The organism is Acetobacterium malicum subsp. dehalogenans DSM 11527 (assembly GCF_000472665.1).
GTDB classification, from domain to species: Bacteria; Bacillota; Clostridia; order Eubacteriales; family Eubacteriaceae; genus Acetobacterium; species Acetobacterium malicum.
Genome location: NZ_AXAC01000017.1, coordinates 12,512 through 30,946, shown reverse-complemented (window position 1 = coordinate 30,946; position 18,435 = coordinate 12,512). Strand labels below are relative to the sequence as shown.

Genomic DNA, 18,435 nt, shown 5'->3' with positions numbered 1-18,435 from the left:
ATCCAAAGATCCCTTCGGTCGATGAGGCTAAGCGCCGAAACGGAATAGATTCATCTGTTTTGCTAAAATATTCTCGTGGTAGAGAATAAGCGCAATGACACGGGGAGATTTGGCTATGCAGCGCTTAATGGTGCCGGCTTATGTAGCGGGATTTAGTTCTGTCCATCCCTAACCAGGAGAATTTCATGGTATGCCCTCGATTGGGGAAGCGATGTCAAATGCAATCAAATAAAAAAATCCCGGACAGGATTTAATAATCCTGTCCGGTCATTATACCCGATTTCAACTGAAATAAACAACGAATTTATTCATTGTCAGCAATTTTTCATCAGATCTTTAGCATATGCTAAAGATTTCCGTCATACCCAAAGAAAATGAATAATCAATTTGCCTTTTTCCAAGGGTGCATTGATTTTTTATTTTTATTAAACAGAAAGGGGAAAATGATGGAATATTTGACTGAGTATGATTTAAATGCTATTGATAATAATACGTTTAGAGTGCCACGTTTTCTATTCAGTGGTTCTTATCAGAAGATCAGTGCTGATAGTAAACTACTGTTTGCACTGATGATGGAACGCCAGTCAACGGCCTTAGACGAGTTGGGTAAAGAATCTGGATATTCGCTGACGCTTATGAAAAAATGCGTAAAAGAATTAACAAAAGCTGGGTTAATCCAGGTTCAGGATCCTTTGATACTGATAACGCAAATGCGGAGGATTCTATGAATTATTTTACGATGTATGATGCAGACCAGTTTGCATTCATTAGAGTACCTAAAGAATTAATGACTAATCCGGAGTATAAAACTCTGTCTGCAGAAAGCAAGCTGCTTTATGGGGTACTGTTAGACCGGGTAAGTTTATCCAGAAAGAATAACTGGGTTGATGAATTGGGGCGGGTATTCATTATCTACACCCGTAAAGAAATAATGGAAATTATGGGTGCTGCGGATAAGAAAATCACCCGACTCTTCAATGAATTGAAAGAAAAAAGTCTCGTTGAGGAAAAACGACAGGGATTACAAAAACCAAATTTGATTTATGTTGGTAAGTTTCTTGAGAATATGATGGTAAATAATAGAGCTCCCACAGAGTTGGATGTGATGCATTATAAGTGCGATTTGTTACAGAACCGTCAAAACAACGATTCTGGACACGTCAAAATAACGATTCCGGAACCGTCAAAACAACGACTAAATAATACTAATATAAATAATACTGATATAAGTAAGACTGAGATTCTATTCAGTCAGTCAAACTATGTCTCGGTTAAAAATGAGTTAAACATGAAAGATGGATTGACGGAATTTGAAAAGATTGATTTCTATTTTGAAACGAAAGTGTTTTCGGAGAATAGAGAATCACAAGTCAATGATCAAATTATCGATGATATTAAAATGAACTTATTGGACATGTATTTTGCGCCTGCAACTGTGGTCAATGGCGACAGTAAATGCCAGGAGTTAGTGAGAGCAGCACTAATGCGTCTGGAGCCAACTCATATTGACAATATTATTCATAAATTTAAAAATATCACGGATCGAATTGTAAATTCAAAAGCATACATTCAAACCATGCTTTACAATGAATCACTGGAAACGAACCTGTTTATGGTTAACCAAGTGGCCATTGATATTGCTGACTGGAAGGATTAGTAGAACCTATGAAGATGACGCATATAGAGGAGTTGATCAAGATGGGAGGAGCAGATTTTGACTAGTGGTAATGAAAACTTAAAGCGGTCAACGCGAAAGAATGTTATAATATAGTTTCTATCGTTGAGGTTTAGTATTAATATCAAAATGAGGTGGAGAATGAAGCCAATAAACGGTTATTTAATGAGTCGAGATAAAAAAATTGCCCAAATCGTCAATGACGACCTTGTTCCCATTGAATCAGGTCTTCTGCCTTTATATTTACAGCGAAATGGTAGCTTAGTTGAGTGGCTGGAAAGCCGGGCCATCGATCGGCACCGGACTAATTCACGATTGTTAAAACGGGTTTTGAGATTGACCAGTGCTGATGATGCGGAAGTTACCATGCGAGTCAATGGATCAACGATCACCGATACTTACTGGATCAAAATGGATGAAGAAACAGGCTTAGATTATAATCAGGTTCGCTTTAGTCAGAATTACTTTGATAATTTAGCATTGTTGGGAGATCCGGACAGCTTTAATCAGGTGAACCGGCCTGAAATCATAAATAGTCGTACACCGGAACTGACAAATATTGGTTCGTTTGAAAAGTGCTGGCGTCTGGAAAATGGTCAATGGTGGTTATATAAGCTGGGTAATCAACTTGAAGTATTTTCTGAATTGTTTATTCATGAATTAGGAAACTTAATGGGATTTAGTATGGCATACTGTGAAGCCTGGGACAAAGGAATTAAGAGCCGGGATTTCACAAATGGGGCAAAGTTGAACTATGAACCGGCAAGAAGTCTTGTTGGCGACGAGGTCGACTATGGATTTAACTACAATCGAATTAAGGAACTGAATGCGGCCATGGCCAGAGAATACCTGGATATTCTGTTTATAGATACAATTTGTTTTAATATGGATCGTCATACTGAAAATTATGGATTTCTAAGAGATCCTGAAACTGGAGTATTCTTAAGTATGGCGCCAAATTTTGATAATAATATTGCACTAATCAGTAAAGGTTATCCATCAGATATTGAAAGAAAGAATGATCTGTTTATTCACGATTTTCTTGAATTGTTTGATGAAATAACAGAGAGCTATCATATCCCGGTTCTCAATGAAGATCTGATTCGCCTGGCAATACTTAATACAAATATAGAGGTGAATGCAGACTATATCGTGAAATTTATACTAAACGGCTATAACCAGTTGACCGATCGTTTTCGTCAGAGAGCAAAATAGCAATTGGCTAGAATAAGAAACTGAGACTTTTACTCAAAGTGTTTTACATAAAATTAATAACGAACTTTTCCACCCGGTGGACGAAGTAAATAGAGATTCGAAAGGGTCTCTTTTTTTTATAAAATTTTGGAGGATATTAATGGAAAAGAAATGTACGACAATTGCAATTGTTAATCAAAAAGGCGGTGTCGGAAAAACTACTTCGACCTATAACCTGGGATGGGAATTAGGTAAATTAGGGAAAAAGGTGTTGCTTGTTGATCTGGACTCCCAGGGTAACTTGACTATGCAATCGGGGGTGCAAAGACCGGATGAACTGAGAATGACCATATCGACATTGATGACAAAATCAATTTATGATGAAGAACTTCCTGCTAAAGAAGAAGTCATCTTGCATAAAGAATTGGTTGATCTTCTCCCTTCGAATATTGAGTTATCGAATGTGGAAATTCAGCTGGTGAACGCAACCATGAGAGAGTTTGTGCTCAAAGGAATTCTTGATGAGTATAAAACCGACTATGATTATGTGCTTATTGACTGTATGCCATCACTGCTTATGCTTCCGATCAATGCCTTGGCAGCAGCAGATCTGGTTGTGATACCCGTTGCTCCAGAGTTTTGGGCAGTTAAAGGGATCGAAGCATTATTTAATACGATTAAAACAGTTAAGAAAAAACACATCAATCGGAAATTGGTGATTGGCGGAATTTTGATTACAAAGTATACGCCAAAACTAAAATCAACCAAAGAGATGGAAAATATTATTATGGATGTGTTTGGTGAACGGATCCACGTATATGATTCTAAAATACCATCATTATCCAAAGTAGCTGATGCTGGGAAGTTATCTCTTAGTGTCAGAGAATTGCACGATAAATTTACAATCAAAAGAGAAAAGGAAAGCATTATCAAAGCGGTTGAATCTTATGAGAGTTTAGCAAAAGAATTAGTTGAAAATTAACAAAGCAGGTGAAAGTAGTGGAGAATCAAAAAAATTACGATAGTATGTTTAATCTTGATGACGACGAGGATAGCTGTCTGGTCATGATTGAAACAGATCGTTTGATTGGATTTGGTGATCATATTTTTGCACCTTATTCGGAAGTGGATATGTTAGAACTGATGAAAAGTATAGAGTTAAGAGGGCTTCTGACACCTATTATTATTAGAGATCACCCCACTGAAACTGGGATGTTTGAAATATTGGCTGGACACAACCGGGTCAATGCTTGTAAGCGCCTGGGAATCGGAAAGATCCATGCCAGGATTATGGAGAACATCTCGGAAGATGAATCTAAACTAATTGTAATAGAAACGAATCTGATGCAGCGTAATATTGAAGACTTCAAATTATCTGATCGGGCCAGAATTATCACGGAGTGGCATAAACTAATGAAAAAACAGGGACTAAGAACGGATCTATTAAAAGAAAATACCGAAGACCATCACAGTGAGAAGGATGAGGAAAAACCATTTCACTTGGGAAAATCTCAAATATGTAATTATGTCAGAATAAATGATTTTCTATTTAGTGATTTAAGGGACTTAATGGATTTAGGTAAACTATCGATCAAGTCCTCAGTCGAATTAAGTTATCTTGAGGAAGCTGATCAGGAACTGATTTGGGATTTGATTAATGATGGCATTAGAATCACAGATTCAAAAGCTAAGGCAATAAAAAAACTTTCCCTGGATGAAGGATTAACGAAAGAATCGCTGGAACGGTTATTGCGCCAGAAAGATAATGAAAAAAAGAAACTACTCAAAATTCCAACGATTCTTTTAAAAAAGTATTTTGGGAACAAAGGAGAAGCTGAGATTATTGATATTCTGGAATTAGCCTTATCAAAATATTTTGAAAATAGTGAAAAGCAAGTCACTATCACGACGCACATACCTTAAATTACTTCTTCCGCTTGGTGGAAGAAGTAATTTCGGAGGAATTTTACAAGGAGGATTATGGTATTTATATCATATACAAAATGATGGCGAATTTAATTTGGGAAAAAGAATCAGGTGAAAAGCACTATGAAGACGATTTGGTGAAATATGTCTGTTATGGTTGTGATAAAGAATTTATCGTTGGCAAGCACTTCGCTGAAACGTCCGATCAGTTACGTTGTCCGTACTGTGGACAGATAAGAGACCTAGATGTAAAAGCTGAAGTTACAGGAGAATGGCTGGAAGAGCTGGAGCTGGGATGCTTTGGAATCAGTTATACAATTGATAATAATGGAAATCATGTCACTCATCCACTCGAACTTTTTGAGAAAGAAGTCTTTTATAATCGGCAGAATATGACGGATGATGAAATCAATAAGCGCTATATTCAATTAGTGCAACAAATTAATTGAAATGAACTGGGATAAGCAGATACTTCGGGTTTTCCCAAAGAAAACCAGTTACACGCCTGAAGATCCCCTGACCTATTATCCGGATGGAATCATCCAGGCACCCATGTTTTCACTTTTTCCAACGTTTGATGAGATTCATATTTCCTGTTCCTTTACCTGGGACAAGGACTATTGCATCAAGCTTCAGGAACAATACCAGGCATTTACAGACCGGCCAGTGAAAGTTGGTGGCCCCGGATTTGTAAGTGCAGCGGAAGATTTCGTGCCGGGACTATATCTCAAACCAAACATTATTTTTACCAGCAGGGGATGTAATAATCAATGTCCCTGGTGCATCGTACCAAAGATTGAGGGGCGCTTAAAAGAATTACCTATTTGTCCTGGAAATATTATCCAGGACAATAATTTTCTTCAGACCAGTAAAAAGCATAAAGAAAAAGTGTTTGAAATGTTACGGTCGCAGCGACGGATCCAGTTTAAAGGGGGATTGCAATCAAATTTGATCGATGATCATTTCGTTGAGAATGTCAGAAGTCTAAAAATTGATGAATTATGGTTGGCCTGTGATACCGATCAGTCGCTGCCGGCTTTCAGAACGGCCTGTGATAAGCTAATTAAAGGGGGATTTAATCGGGAAAAGATTAAATGCTATGTCTTGATTGGTGATGATATGGAAGCGAATGAAAATCGGCTCCAGGAAGTATACCGGATGGGAGCCATGCCCTTTGCCCAACTAAGGCGGGATTTCAAACCGTTTAAAACCGAGTATTCGATGGAATGGAAAGCGTTCACCAGACAATGGCAGCGACCGGCGTCAATCAAAGCGCATATGGAACGAGGAACACAATTTAGAGACTATTCAACATAGAATTTTGTTTCCTCGGGAAACAAAATCAATTGGACCCAAACAGGGACTTTTATTTTTTATTGAAAGGATGTTAAGTAAATATGGCTGATTATTCTGAATCTTCAATTTATGCTAGAATTGAAGTTAATCGTCTCATTGATTTCAAGAATCACATTTTTACCAAGTACAATGAAAGTGAAATGAAATCGATGATGGAAAGTATTGAAGATATGGGAGTGACAGATCCGATCCTGGTTCGACCACATAATGAGTATGAGGGGATGTTTGAGATTATTTCCGGACATAATCGTGTGGAAGCTTGTAAAAGACTTGTAAAAAGAGATATTCATGCGGTTATTTATGAGGGTTTAAAAGATGATAGCGCTGCTGAACTGATGCTGATTGAAACAAATATCAAAAAGCGAAATCTCAATGATTTCAAAATATCTGAGAAAGCAAAAATTGTAGCCCGTCGATATAAACTGATGAAGGACTTAAATAAAAGAAAAGATCAATTATCAGACATTGAACGATCTAAATTCAATGAATTGGAAAAAGATAATCCTTTCAATATTGGGACACGACAGATTTTTTATTACGTGCAGATTGATGATAATCTGACCACAGGGTTAAAAGATCTCTGTGATTCAGGGAAACTGAGCGTCAAGTCGGCGGTGGAGCTGTCTTATCTCTCTGATGCCGAACAGGACGTGGTGAGATCCTTTATGCTGGACGGAAATAAGCTTTCCTACCATAAAGCAAATATCATCCGGAAAAAAGCGGAAAGTGTCGAAATTTCAATGGAAGTGCTCAATGATATCTTCAATGATAAGGCTTTAAAAAAGAAGACGGAAAAAACCTTTAAAATCTCACCGGAGATTATCGAAAAATACTTTCCAGATCTGGAGGATGAAGGTGACATCCAGATGACTGTTGAGTTGGCATTGGATCAGTATTTTTCCCGGAGCAGTTAAATGGCAGTTTTTAAAATCATCAAGTTCATGCATGGCCAAACAAAAACCGGAATGCGGAACTGTATTGACTACACCAAGAAAATGGAAGAAGAAAATCACCTGGTGTCAACCATAAACTGTTCGTCTGAGAGTGCTTATGAAGAATTCATGCTGATCAAAAATATTTATAACAAGGAAAGTGGACGACTTTATATTCATGCCGAACAGAGTTTTCCACCAGAAATACAGGACATGCAGCTTATCCATGACATTGGGCGCCGACTGATTGAAGAAACCGATATTTTTAACGGCTTCCAGGTCGTTATTGGAACTCATACGGATCGGGATCATATCCATAACCATTTTTGTATCAATTCAGTGAATGCTGAAACTGGTGCAAAATGGCATATTAGCAAAGCCGATCTGGAGGACATCAAGGATAAATCTCTGGAGCTGTGTCGGGAGGAAAATATCCGGATCTGGTGGGATAAGCAAAATGACCAGGACCAGGTGGTTCAGCCTGAAGACAATAATGAGAAGCTGCATACCGTTAAACAGGGAGAGTATGAAAAGCAGAAGCAGGGACAGAGCTGGAAATATGAATTATTTCTGGCCGTTAAAGAGTGCGTAAAGCATTCCTTTAGCCAGGATGAATTTATATCGAACATGGAAAAGCTTGGTTATGAAGTCCAATGGGATCATCATAAGCACATCACGTTTACAACGCCAGAAGGTAAGAAGTGCAGAAATAATAAACTCTATCCGCCGGAGCGGTTCACTAAAGAAAAATTACTGGAGCAGTTTGAGAGAAATTGCCAAAGAAGAAGTGAGCGGACGAAAAAAATGCACCAGAAAGAAATGGACGATTTCGCCAGAAATGCTAGGAATATTCTTACGGCTTTACGATCCGGTAAGAGTAAGGAGTCTAATTATTATCCATTAACTCACATGAAAAAGAAGCTGGAAGGAGAAGCGCTAAAAGAAAAGATCAAGCAAAAAGAAAACAGCAGCTATGATTGGGAGCAGGAATTATAAATTTGTTTCCTCGGGAAACAAAATGATTAAAAAGAAACTTATTTCTTTAAAATAAACATATACAATACGCACACGGTGCAGTAGCCGATCAAGCCGGAGGGCGGATCAAAAAGTGCACCCGGTGCAGTAGCCGATCAAGCCGGAGGGCAGATCAAAAAGTGCACCCAGTGCAGTAGCCGATCAAGCCGGAGGGCAGATCAAAAAGTGCACCCGGTGCAGTAGCCGATCAAGCCGGAGGTCAGATCAAAAAGTGCACCCAGTGCAGTAGCAGACCAGACTGGATGATCGGAGCAAAAAACGCACCCGGTGCGTAACGATGGACTGACATGAAAATATAAAAATTTAAAGGAGTGTAAGATTAATGAAAAATAAAGGCAGATCATTCGATCAAATGGTATTTAATAAAAAGCCTAAGAAACCATGGGGACTAAAGGAAGATGAAACAGTGGTGGAATCACCCAGAGATGATTATGAGGATGCAATAATCAGTGAGGTTGAACCGGATATTCCTCAGTCGGATGTTGATCAATTAAAACATAAAGTGGATCATCCACTTGAAAAAAATGATCATGACCGATTACCGATTGAAAAGCAACGAGCAGAATTAGCCAACCAGAATGACGATAAAAATTCAAATGATGAGATTGTGATCAAAGCTGATCATAAAGATATTACGACATTGGAAAAAATTATCGCCAAGCTTCAGGCCGAAAAAGAAGAATTTGCATTAGAAAATGACCGGTTAAAATATCATAACAGCGAAATGAAAGAAATTATCGTGGATATGGGCTTAACCGGAAAAATGGATTTGCTGGAAAATTACAAGAATGAAAATGAAAAGAAGGATTTCATCATTAAAAAACTGGAAAATAAATTAAATGATAATCAAGCCTACATTGAAAACCTCAAAACCAATTTATTTTCAGGAATAAATCAGTTGTTTGAACAAAAACCCATGCAGACCCTTCAAATTGAAGAAATTAAAAACGAAAATATTTCGAAAATCCCAGGTGAGAGCGAAGAATCCATCGAAAATAAGGTTTTAAATTTAAAAAGTGAAGGGAAAACCCCTCGACAGATAGCAAGTATCACTAATTTAACCACAATAAAAATCGATGAAATTTTAAAAAAGCATGAAAGGATCGAAAAACATGCCTAGATTATGGCCGATCAGCCCCCTATTTTCTTTTTCAATCACTCGGGCGTTACAAATGCCCATTTGTAACGCCCAAAAGACCGGAGTTGGGACGAAGGGCAAGATTCCCGAATGTTTACAGATGGGCGAACGGCCCATCTGAAACATTCAGATCTTGTTTTCTCTTTCTGAGAAAATGAAGTATGGGGGACACCCCCAAACCCCCGGAAATAAGATTCCTGTTTCCTCGGGAAACAAAATAACGTTGATAATAGGATTAAATAGTGGAGGTTATAATCAATGAATAGTGATGGGCGGAGTGAAGGCGGAGGTCGATTCATATTTTTAGTTGTTATTGTAATTGCTGCTACTGGATTAATTGGTTATATAAGCAAAAGTAATGATCTCCAATATCTAAACAAGCCGGTAGTTGAAAGAATAGATGAAATTGTATTTTTGAGTGATTCAAATATAGAAACAGTCGACTTGTACCGAATAAAGGCGAAGGATGGGTTAATCGAGATATATCATAATAGCGAGAATTATAAAGCTGTCTATAAAGTCAAAGATGCAGATTCCCTGGAATTCCAATCGCCAGCTGGTGAAACAATGGTTATCAGGTACATGGATTATACAAAGCCTGAATCAATTGAAAAATTTGATATCTTTAATTATGTAAACAATGTTATGAAAGGGAGCAGTTCCATCGATGAACAGATTAAGCTGAAGCTTTCTGGTAAAAATACGGCTGAGATTGTATTAAATAATGAAAACATGATAAACAAACAAACTAGTGGAGTTGAAAATGACGGTGTAATCGGAAAGGGGATTGCCTATTTTCTATTAATTATTGTGGGTGGCATTATCGCAGTCGTAGTTGTTTTGATCACTGTCTCGAATTACAGGTTAAAAAAAGAGCGAAAAAAAATCGACGATGAGTGGAGAAGTATGTTTTAGCAAAACCTTAATCGTCTGGTTAAGTCAAGGATAATGTAAAATCTGAGCGTTTTTTTTCTGATAGAAAATTTTAAATAGTGGTAAATCTTGTTTCCTCGGGAAACAGGATTAAAGGAAAATAACATAGGAGGATGTATCAATGAATGAACTGGAATTTAAGAATACCGCTGAATTTGCAAACTGGGCAAATGACAAAGAGATTTTCAATATGGAATATCTTGGGACCCTGGGTGGCAGAAAAAGCCAAAACTGTTTCGAAGCAGATATTGAAAAGAATGGGGTCTATTTGATCTGTATTGAAAAAAGCGAAAAGGAAATCTTTTTAAAAAGTTTTGATGACTTGATAGAATGGCAAGAAAAGAACAAGTCAACAGATTTGATCAACAATGGATTAAGTGATATCTATGTCGGCTTTAATCAATTTGTTGCTCAAAGCGATGGCCAAGAAACTCAGATTTATATCGATGCTGTTTCCTGTTCTTTATAAAATCTTGTTTCCTCGGGAAACAGGATGGAGGTGATTTTGATAAAACAGAAAACACTTTGCAGTTTGCGTCTGGAAAAAGAATTGTCCCAGGATGCCCTGGCAACGATGCTGGGAGTCTCACGAAAAAAGATTTATCGGTATGAAAATGGGTTAACCATTCCCAGTGATCAAGTAAAGCAGCAGCTGGGCCTGATCTTTTACCTGAGTCGGGATGACCTGGATGAAGTCATTAAAAATACCGTGAACGCTGCTAAAGAAAAAAGCCAAACCTATCCCTGTACCATCTCGTTTCGGTGTACAGCGGATATGCATTCAAAAATAGAAGCCAACGCGAAAATGGCCAACATGACAGTGGGTCAGTATGTCAGAGAAACCTATACCGGGGGGCAGCTAGTCGTTTTAGACGGACTCAAAGATTTTTCAAAGGATCTGACCAGGATCGGCACGAATCTTAATCAATTGACCAAACTATGCCATATGGGGAAGATCAATGCCCCTGAATTAAAATCAGTACAGAAAACACTAACGGAGATTTATATCAAGCTGAATCGAATTATCAGCAAATGAGATAGATCTTTTTTTATTGGCTCATTCCTGTTTCCTCGGGAAACAGGGAAATATAAATTAAAGGAGAAGTTGATGAACAAAGTAAATTTAGTTGGCAGGCTGACCAGAGATCCGGAGGTAAAAAATACCACCACCGGTAAGGCCGTGGCGACATTCACCCTGGCGGTGGATCGGCGCTTTAAAAACAAAGACGGACAAAAGGAAGCTGATTTTATACCCATTGTGGTGTGGGGGAAGCAGGCCGAGTTTGTCGGACAGTATTTATCCAAGGGCAGTCAAATTGGGGTGTCGGGGCGATTACAGGTGCGGAGCTATGATGGCCAGGATGGTCAGCGCCGGTACGTGACCGAAGTGGTGGCCGATGAGGTCTATTTCATTTCCACCAAGCGAAAGGAGAATAACGGCAGTAATCCAAATGGTTCATCCGGAATGGAAAATGGAGTGATGGGACTTGATGAAGATTTTCATCTAATGGCTGACGAAGACGATATCCCTTTTTGAAGCGATTCTGATAAATGGGGTGCTTAAAGAAGGAGAAACTTACCAGACAGATATCACAGATGATGATCTGTTTTTTTTATGTAACAACTCAAAGCTGTTTTATCGGGAAACAAAAATAAGGGGGATAACTGACATGAAAATGGTATATGTGTGTTCGCCACTGAAGGCGAACGAAGAAAGAAGCATGGAAGACAATATGAACCGGGCCAAAGAATGGTGCCGGCAGGCCAGCGAATTAAATGTGCTGCCACTGGCACCCCACACCATCTTTACCCAATACCTGGATGATACCATCCCAAGTCAGCGGGAAAAGGGGCTTGAAATGGGGATCGAACTGCTTAAGCAATGCAAAGAGATCTGGGTGCATGGTAATACCTTATCCGAAGGCATGATCAGTGAGATTATTTTGGCCAAAGAAATGAATAAACCGATTATTGCGAAGGATATGGATCGGGAAACCTATAAAGATTTTATGGCCTATCAGGGGGTATTTAAAGAAGCGTTTTCAAATGAACAGTGGGAACTGGTATGCGTTGGACTCGACGAGGGACTGGATGTATCAAGCTATGCCCGATCCAATGTATCAGCCGATCAGATGATGGAACGGATTGATCAGTTAAAACATGGAATTGAGAATGATCCGGAGATTATCGATATTTCAGCAATAAATCGCCATGAACCGGAACCGGATTATGAAGAAGACTGGGCGCAGGAAGCATAAGCTTGTTTCCCGAGGAAACAGGAAATAGAAAGGAGCAGGTGATGGGGAGATTGCCGGAGGAAGTGTTTGAAAAGGTCAAAGCGATCAGCATCGTTGATTATGCCATGGCCAATGGTTATGAACTGGTTGAGATCGGAAATCAAGTTAAACTCAGGAAGCAGGGTGGTCTATTTATTGATCCCGATTTAAACCGGTGGAATCGACTTTCCGATGATTCAAAAGAAGCGTGCGGTGGGATTATTCAGTTTGTCATGTATATGGAGGGAAAAAGCATGGGTGAAGCGATCCATGAACTGGCAGCCTTTATTAATCATCATCCCGAACCCAGTGAGGTGGCAAAAACCTATATCACAAAAGCCAGGGAGTATAAAAAAACAAATGATGGCATCTTTAAGCCACCAGAAAAATCCGCCAATTATCGGCGGATTTTTGCGTATCTGGTAAAAACCCGCTGCATCGATCCGGAGGTGGTCAACTACTATGTCAAGCAACATAAAATCTATGAAGACAAAAATCATAATTGCGCCTTTTGTGGATTCGATGAAAATGGGGTGATCAAGAGTATTTCCCTTCGGGGAACCTATGATGTCCCCGGAAAGGAACCGTTTAAAGGGATCGTAAAAAACTCAGACAAGCACTATCCTTTTATTCATGAAGGTAAAGGGAACCAGGTGCTGGTATTTGAAGCACCCATTGATATGCTGTCCTTTCAAACCCTCAAACGTCAAATCGGAGATGTTACTCAGAATAAGGATGATCACTATATTGCGTTAAATGGAGTAGCGCATATTGGGCTGCTCCATTATCTGGAAACACACCCGGAGATTGAGAATGTGGTCATGTGCCTGGATAATGATGAACCCGGACATAAAAATACTCTGGAGCTGATTAATGCTGTTGAGGAAGAAAGCCCGGGGAAATATAACTTTGATTTAAAATTACCGACAGAACCGCATAAAGACTGGAATCAATTGTTGCAGCATATTTCTAAGGAGCGAGAAAAAGCAGCCCTTCAGGAGGTAGCAGAAGATGAGTGGGCGCAGGAAGCTTGAAGGAAATCTGTTTCCTCGGGAAACAGGAAATAAAAAAGCAGATGATCAACGTTAATCGTGTTTCCTCGGGAAACAAGAATCAGGAAATGGAGGAAGTCGATGTACTATTTGGATAGCAGTTAAAAGAGACCAAAAAAAATGAAAGGAGGATTGACAAATTAAAAGAATAGTACTGCTGATATTGTTGGTTGGTACAGTGGCAGTCGTAACTTGTGTATGCGACATAGCCGATCTGGTCACTGATATTTTTAAAAAGCCGGTAGTAACCGGCGAATGGTACAACAAAGACAGCAATACCTATATTGCGCTAAATGACGATGGAAATTTTACCCTGGGGTATGGCAAAGGGAATGCCAATACAGGCGGTACCTATGATTATGATAAGAAGGAAATTATCCTCCACTTGGATTATACAATCAAAGCTGACGGAACAAAGGAGGATTGGGATCAGAGCAGCTTAACAGGTGGAGCGGGTAAAATTATCATGACCTATGAATTGCAAGGCGATGGCACATTGAAAATAAAATCAGAAGGGGGCAATCTCACCTATGAAAAAATCGGAGGTGAAGCGGTGACGACAAACCAAAAAAGTTTAGCAGGTACCTGGAACTATGAAAAAGGCGGGTTACAATTGATCCTGACAGAAGACGGTCACTATACGATGACCGATGGCCACGCTTTATCAGAAGATGAAGCAGGGCATGAGGGCCATGATCAGGGAGACTACACCTTTACCGATGGCACTTTAAGCTTATCACTAAACGGGACAAGCCGGGACTTTCAGGCCGAACTGGTAATGAAGGATCGGCTTAAGCTGGAGAATGAATCCGGAACATTCTATTATGTCCGGGTATCGGAATAGGCGGTGAAAATGTGAAGTTAAAAATTGTTCGTGGGCTGATGGCAGGATTCGTCTTTGTGTTGCTGGCCATCGGAAGTCTGTTTTTTATCCGGACCATTGATGGCTTTATGACAGGGCAGGGGATTTTACCCTATAACGTCCCGTTAAAGGAAGTGTTTAATTATGTTGTTGTGAGAGAAAATACCTTTCACATGTATCTTCTGTGTCTGGCCTTTGCCTTGTTTATGGCAGTGGCTTTTTTTATTGGCCAAAGCAAAACTTATAAGAGTGAGCTGATCAGTATTACCCCTGATATTCAAACCCCCAGGCCGGCCGGTCAGAATCAGCATGGTTCGGCCCGGTGGCTGGATCCCAACAAGAAGGATCGGGCCTTTGATTACGTGGTCATCCGCAAGAATAATCCCTTTATTCAATTTTTGTTACGCAGCGGAAAGGAGGAAAGAAGACAGATCAAAAAAGGTAACTACTGGGTTGAGAAAACCATCACGGAAAATAAAAAGCCCTTTAAAATGGGTGGTCTGATTATTGGGAAAGATCGACAGGGATTACGAAATGAAAAGGTCTATTTTATCGGGGAAGACGTTCACGGCCTAATCATCGGCGCAACCCGCTGTGGTAAAGGGCGAACCGTGATCCTGCAAACCATCGGCTTGTTGGCAATGGCCAGAGAATCGGTGATTGTTTCGGATCCCAAAGGCGAGAACTACGATTATACGGCCCCATTTCTAAAAAAATGCGGTATTGACCTGTTTGCTCTGGATTTTAAAGATCCCCTTAAAAGTAATCACTACAACTTTCTTCAGTCGATTATCGATGCGGTCGAAAGCGGAAATATGTCTCAGGCCATCGATTATGTTTGGGATATCACCGGAGCACTGGTCGGGGAAGCCAAGGGGGAAAAACTATGGAACAACGGTGAAGCCAGTATTATTGCCAGCTGCATTATGATCGTGGTTTTTGAAAACATGGATAATCCGGAGTATCAGAACCTGACCAACGTATTTTATTTCATAGCCGAGATGTGTAAAGCTCCCAAACAAGGGGACGAGATGATGTTGGCCAAATATATGAAGAAACTGAAAGTTGAGAATCCGACACATCCGGCCTTGGGGCTGGTAGCTATTTCCGATATTGCCCCATCAAAGACCCGGGGCAGCTTTTACACCAGCGCGCTGACGACCTTAAGACTCTTTACCAATCCGCTGATTTATGAAATGACCCGGAAAACGGATTTTCGCCCCAAAGACATTGGCAGTCGGCCCACGGCGGTATTTATGATTCTACCTGATGGTAAAACCACCTATTACTCTCTGGCTTCACTGTTCTGCACCCAAGTTTATAGTGCGCTGTCGGATTTTGCAGATAAGCTGGGCGGACGTTTACCGATCCGGGTCAATTATGTGCTGGATGAGTTTGGGAACTTTACCAAGATTCCAGAGTTTGCCACCCAGCTTTCTGTTGGTGGCGGTCGGGGGATCCGCTTTAACATTTTTGTTCAATCTCTGGCACAACTGGAAGAAAAATATGGTCGGGAGATTGCCCGGATTATCCGATCCAACTGTGAAACCTGGATTTATCTTCAGGCCGAGGATCTGGAAACCCAAAAAGAGGTGTCCGAACGACTGGGGAAATATACCACCACATCCTATTCCTTGTCATCGTCCCAGCAGCATTACACTTCCAATTCCAGTCAATCGGTGAATCTGGTGGGCCGGGAGCTGCTGACAGCCAATGAAGTCAGTCGGATCCGACGTCCCTATAACCTGGCAACCAGTCGGAATGATCCGGCGATTATGACGTCCCCGGACTTAAGCAAATGGTCATTTAATGACTTCTATGGATTAGGCAGCAAAGAGCATAATAACAAGCTCCGGATGATCCGCAGCGATGCCAGATCAACCCACCAGGAGAATGGAATCCAATTATGGGGAATCTGGAAGCGCTATCAGATTTAAGGAAGCGTTGAAACTTCTGATGAAAGGAGGTGATGGCGATGTTGACAGAATTTGTATGGGTAACCGGATTAGTTAAGCTTTTGACCGATGCGTCCCTGGCACTCTATATTGTTTTGCCGCTTTTGGCGCTGATTGTCATCGGCTGGAATGTGGTCAAACGGCTACAGGCTGACGATCATGAAAAAATTAAGTATAAAGAAAACATGAAAACGACGCTGGTTTATCTGGTTATTGGAATGACGGTCAATGGTTTTATCACTATGCTCTTAAGCTACTTCCCGAGTTCCTGAAAAGTTGTTTTCCGAGGAAACATGAGAAATTAAAAATAAAATTAAAGGAGAAATTTAATGGCTTTAAAATTAAAAAATGTCGCAGAATCGTTGGGTAGATCCCTGGTGCTTAAGCACGCAAAATTTGTAAACGGCGAAGCGAAAGAAGTGAAAACCGATTCCGGTTCAATTATTGAGGGCGCGGGGATGTGGATTGTCGGGTTGCTGGGCGTGGCACTGTTTTTGTTTGGATTTCGGGACATCATTGGGAATACGATTTTACCGTCGATTACTTCAAACATTCAAGCGTTGTTCTCAAATATACCCACATCTTAAATGCAAAGATTTAAGAAGAACGGTTGTGGTTTGAACCGTTCTTTTTCTTTTTTTATCAAAGAGAGAAGGAAGAACCATGTATACAATCTTTAAAAATTTTATTTATGATTCAGTTAATAATAGCGGAGTGATCACCGGCAGCATCAAGAATCTGGCGGAGCAGGTGTTTTACATCGATAAATATATCGGAGATGTTTCGGGACTCGATTTGTCCACGGGGCTGACGCAAATTTTTTATCAACTGGCCCTGTTACTATTGGTAATTAAGTTTTCTAAGAGTGGCTTTGAAACCTATATCACCTGGACAGGCGGTGATCCGGATAGCGATCCCATGGCGATGCTGCAACGAACGGTTAAAGCGGTGGTCATGATTGTGGCTTTTCCGATGCTCTATCAGATCTTTGCCCGGGTGTGTACGGGGGTGCTGTATGAAATCTTGAACAGTATGAATTCAGAGTTTCTATACGAAGAAAACTATGTTAAGAACTTAATTGAAGCAAATATGGGGCCATTTGCGGTGCTTGTTTTTTTCATTGGTGCATTGATCCTCTATTTTCAAATGCTGGCCCGAGGTTTTCAGATGTGGATCATGCAGATCGGTTTTCCACTGGCCTGTGTGGGACTCATTGAAAGTGACAACGGGGTGTTTGCCCCCTTTATGATGACCTTTTTCAAGGCCGGTATTACCACCATTATCCAGCTGTCACTGTTGTCACTATCCTATGTACTGATGGCCACCGGTGATTTTGCCATTGGCTTTGGTGCCCTTGCAGCAGGAATTTCCACACCGGTCTTGCTACAACAGTTTATGGTTCATGCTGGCAATGCCAATTTATCGGGAAAGGCGTTAACCATTGCCCGAGTCACGGAGGTGGCCGTGCGGTCGGTAAAATAAAAACAGAAAATTGCGAAGAAAGGAGTCTCATGGAAACCATTGATTATTTTGCGGATCTGAATAACATCTACGGCCTACTGCTCACCTTGATCAATGTTGGTGTTGCCTTTCGGGTGGGTTATTGTATTACCCATATGATTCATTCGCCTGATGAAAAAGGGGTTTACGTCAGGCGGATCAGGCACGTTTTAATCTTCTGTGTCATTGTCAATACCCTGATCCCGTTTCGGGATGTGATTCTGGCTTATATCACATAAAGCTGTTTCCTCGGGAAACAGAGAAAGGAGGAATTGATGGAGTATCACGAGGAACTGTATATCCCCATGGGGATTAAAGCCAACCGTCAGGTGATTGAGGGAATGGAGGTAAAGGAAGTATTCCTGATGGGAGTGATGGTCTGCATCACCGTCATTCTGTGTGCCCTTTACTATGTTACCTTTGCCGATCCCATCGGAACATTTTTCGGTGGCCTGGCGATTCTGTTGTCTTCTTATCTGATTTTGAAGAAAAGCGAGAAAGATAATCAGTCTTTTCTGGATATGCTTTCGCACATCATCAGTTATTATCGGGGCCGTAAGCACTATGCCTACATCCATTTAAATGAGTGGGAATAGGAGAG

The 18,435-nt window shown here is 40.4% G+C and carries 23 protein-coding genes; all 23 read left to right on the top strand.

All coding sequences use genetic code 11. From position 1 onward, the window contains the following. The first annotated feature begins 446 nt into the window (after positions 1-446). Positions 447-728 carry a hypothetical protein gene (locus tag A3KS_RS23750; RefSeq protein ID WP_026394490.1) on the top strand — a complete coding sequence of 94 codons (282 nt, stop codon included), beginning with the start codon at positions 447-449 and terminating at the stop codon, positions 726-728. Beyond that, complete coding sequence (locus A3KS_RS22520) at positions 725-1,657, top strand: replication initiator protein A (RefSeq protein ID WP_026394489.1); 933 nt, start codon at positions 725-727, stop codon at positions 1,655-1,657. The genes A3KS_RS23750 and A3KS_RS22520 overlap by 4 nt, the downstream gene beginning before the upstream one ends. A gap of 159 nt (positions 1,658-1,816) precedes the next feature. After that, complete coding sequence (locus A3KS_RS0108050) at positions 1,817-2,890, top strand: hypothetical protein (RefSeq protein ID WP_026394488.1); 1,074 nt, start codon at positions 1,817-1,819, stop codon at positions 2,888-2,890. Between the two features lie 139 nt (positions 2,891-3,029). Beyond that, on the top strand, positions 3,030-3,851 hold the full coding sequence (locus A3KS_RS0108045; RefSeq protein WP_035355689.1) for a ParA family protein: 822 nt from the start codon (positions 3,030-3,032) through the stop codon (positions 3,849-3,851). Between the two features lie 17 nt (positions 3,852-3,868). Then, entirely contained in the window at positions 3,869-4,792 is a 924-nt protein-coding gene (locus tag A3KS_RS0108040) for a ParB/RepB/Spo0J family partition protein (RefSeq protein WP_026394486.1), read from the top strand. A gap of 80 nt (positions 4,793-4,872) precedes the next feature. Next, positions 4,873-5,244, top strand: a complete 372-nt coding sequence (locus A3KS_RS0108035) for a hypothetical protein (protein ID WP_026394485.1) — start codon at positions 4,873-4,875, stop codon at positions 5,242-5,244. A gap of 1 nt (position 5,245) precedes the next feature. Then, entirely contained in the window at positions 5,246-6,112 is an 867-nt protein-coding gene (locus tag A3KS_RS0108030; protein ID WP_035355687.1) for a hypothetical protein, read from the top strand. Positions 6,113-6,192: 80 nt separating this feature from the next. Further along, positions 6,193-7,065, top strand: a complete 873-nt coding sequence (locus A3KS_RS0108025) for a ParB/RepB/Spo0J family partition protein (RefSeq protein ID WP_026394483.1) — start codon at positions 6,193-6,195, stop codon at positions 7,063-7,065. Further along, positions 7,066-8,079: a relaxase/mobilization nuclease domain-containing protein gene (locus A3KS_RS0108020; protein WP_026394482.1), complete on the top strand. Its 1,014-nt coding sequence runs from the start codon at positions 7,066-7,068 to the stop codon at positions 8,077-8,079. It begins immediately after the preceding gene. A 361-nt stretch (positions 8,080-8,440) separates the two neighbouring features. Next, positions 8,441-9,238, top strand: coding sequence for a hypothetical protein (locus A3KS_RS0108015; RefSeq protein WP_026394481.1), 798 nt, complete (start codon positions 8,441-8,443; stop codon positions 9,236-9,238). Between the two features lie 276 nt (positions 9,239-9,514). After that, a complete protein-coding gene (locus A3KS_RS0108010; protein WP_026394480.1) occupies positions 9,515-10,171 on the top strand; it encodes a hypothetical protein in 657 nt (218 codons plus the stop codon). A 139-nt stretch (positions 10,172-10,310) separates the two neighbouring features. Continuing rightward, positions 10,311-10,658, top strand: a complete 348-nt coding sequence (locus tag A3KS_RS0108005) for a hypothetical protein (protein ID WP_026394479.1) — start codon at positions 10,311-10,313, stop codon at positions 10,656-10,658. A 36-nt stretch (positions 10,659-10,694) separates the two neighbouring features. Beyond that, positions 10,695-11,225: a MobC family plasmid mobilization relaxosome protein gene (locus tag A3KS_RS23125; protein WP_169727699.1), complete on the top strand. Its 531-nt coding sequence runs from the start codon at positions 10,695-10,697 to the stop codon at positions 11,223-11,225. Between the two features lie 72 nt (positions 11,226-11,297). Then, positions 11,298-11,726 (top strand): single-stranded DNA-binding protein, encoded by a 429-nt coding sequence (locus A3KS_RS0107995; protein ID WP_026394477.1) that lies wholly within the window; start codon positions 11,298-11,300, stop codon positions 11,724-11,726. 133 nt (positions 11,727-11,859) lie between these two features. After that, positions 11,860-12,447, top strand: coding sequence for a DUF7768 domain-containing protein (locus A3KS_RS22515; protein WP_051355744.1), 588 nt, complete (start codon positions 11,860-11,862; stop codon positions 12,445-12,447). A gap of 41 nt (positions 12,448-12,488) precedes the next feature. Further along, positions 12,489-13,499 carry a DUF3991 and TOPRIM domain-containing protein gene (locus A3KS_RS22510; RefSeq protein ID WP_156913229.1) on the top strand — a complete coding sequence of 337 codons (1,011 nt, stop codon included), beginning with the start codon at positions 12,489-12,491 and terminating at the stop codon, positions 13,497-13,499. A gap of 196 nt (positions 13,500-13,695) precedes the next feature. Next, positions 13,696-14,361, top strand: coding sequence for a hypothetical protein (locus A3KS_RS0107975; protein WP_156913228.1), 666 nt, complete (start codon positions 13,696-13,698; stop codon positions 14,359-14,361). An 11-nt stretch (positions 14,362-14,372) separates the two neighbouring features. Further along, positions 14,373-16,316 carry a VirD4-like conjugal transfer protein, CD1115 family gene (locus tag A3KS_RS20555; RefSeq protein WP_242834749.1) on the top strand — a complete coding sequence of 648 codons (1,944 nt, stop codon included), beginning with the start codon at positions 14,373-14,375 and terminating at the stop codon, positions 16,314-16,316. Positions 16,317-16,354: 38 nt separating this feature from the next. Next, a complete protein-coding gene (locus A3KS_RS0107965) occupies positions 16,355-16,606 on the top strand; it encodes a hypothetical protein (RefSeq protein WP_026394475.1) in 252 nt (83 codons plus the stop codon). 57 nt (positions 16,607-16,663) lie between these two features. Then, positions 16,664-16,921, top strand: coding sequence for a hypothetical protein (locus tag A3KS_RS0107960; RefSeq protein WP_026394474.1), 258 nt, complete (start codon positions 16,664-16,666; stop codon positions 16,919-16,921). A 76-nt stretch (positions 16,922-16,997) separates the two neighbouring features. Continuing rightward, the gene (locus tag A3KS_RS0107955; protein ID WP_026394473.1) at positions 16,998-17,816 is read left to right on the top strand and encodes a conjugal transfer protein TrbL family protein; all 819 of its coding nucleotides are present in this window, start codon (positions 16,998-17,000) and stop codon (positions 17,814-17,816) included. 29 nt (positions 17,817-17,845) lie between these two features. Further along, positions 17,846-18,073 carry a hypothetical protein gene (locus A3KS_RS0107950; protein ID WP_035355684.1) on the top strand — a complete coding sequence of 76 codons (228 nt, stop codon included), beginning with the start codon at positions 17,846-17,848 and terminating at the stop codon, positions 18,071-18,073. 36 nt (positions 18,074-18,109) lie between these two features. Further along, the gene (locus A3KS_RS0107945; protein ID WP_026394471.1) at positions 18,110-18,430 is read left to right on the top strand and encodes a hypothetical protein; all 321 of its coding nucleotides are present in this window, start codon (positions 18,110-18,112) and stop codon (positions 18,428-18,430) included. Positions 18,431-18,435 lie beyond the last annotated feature (5 nt).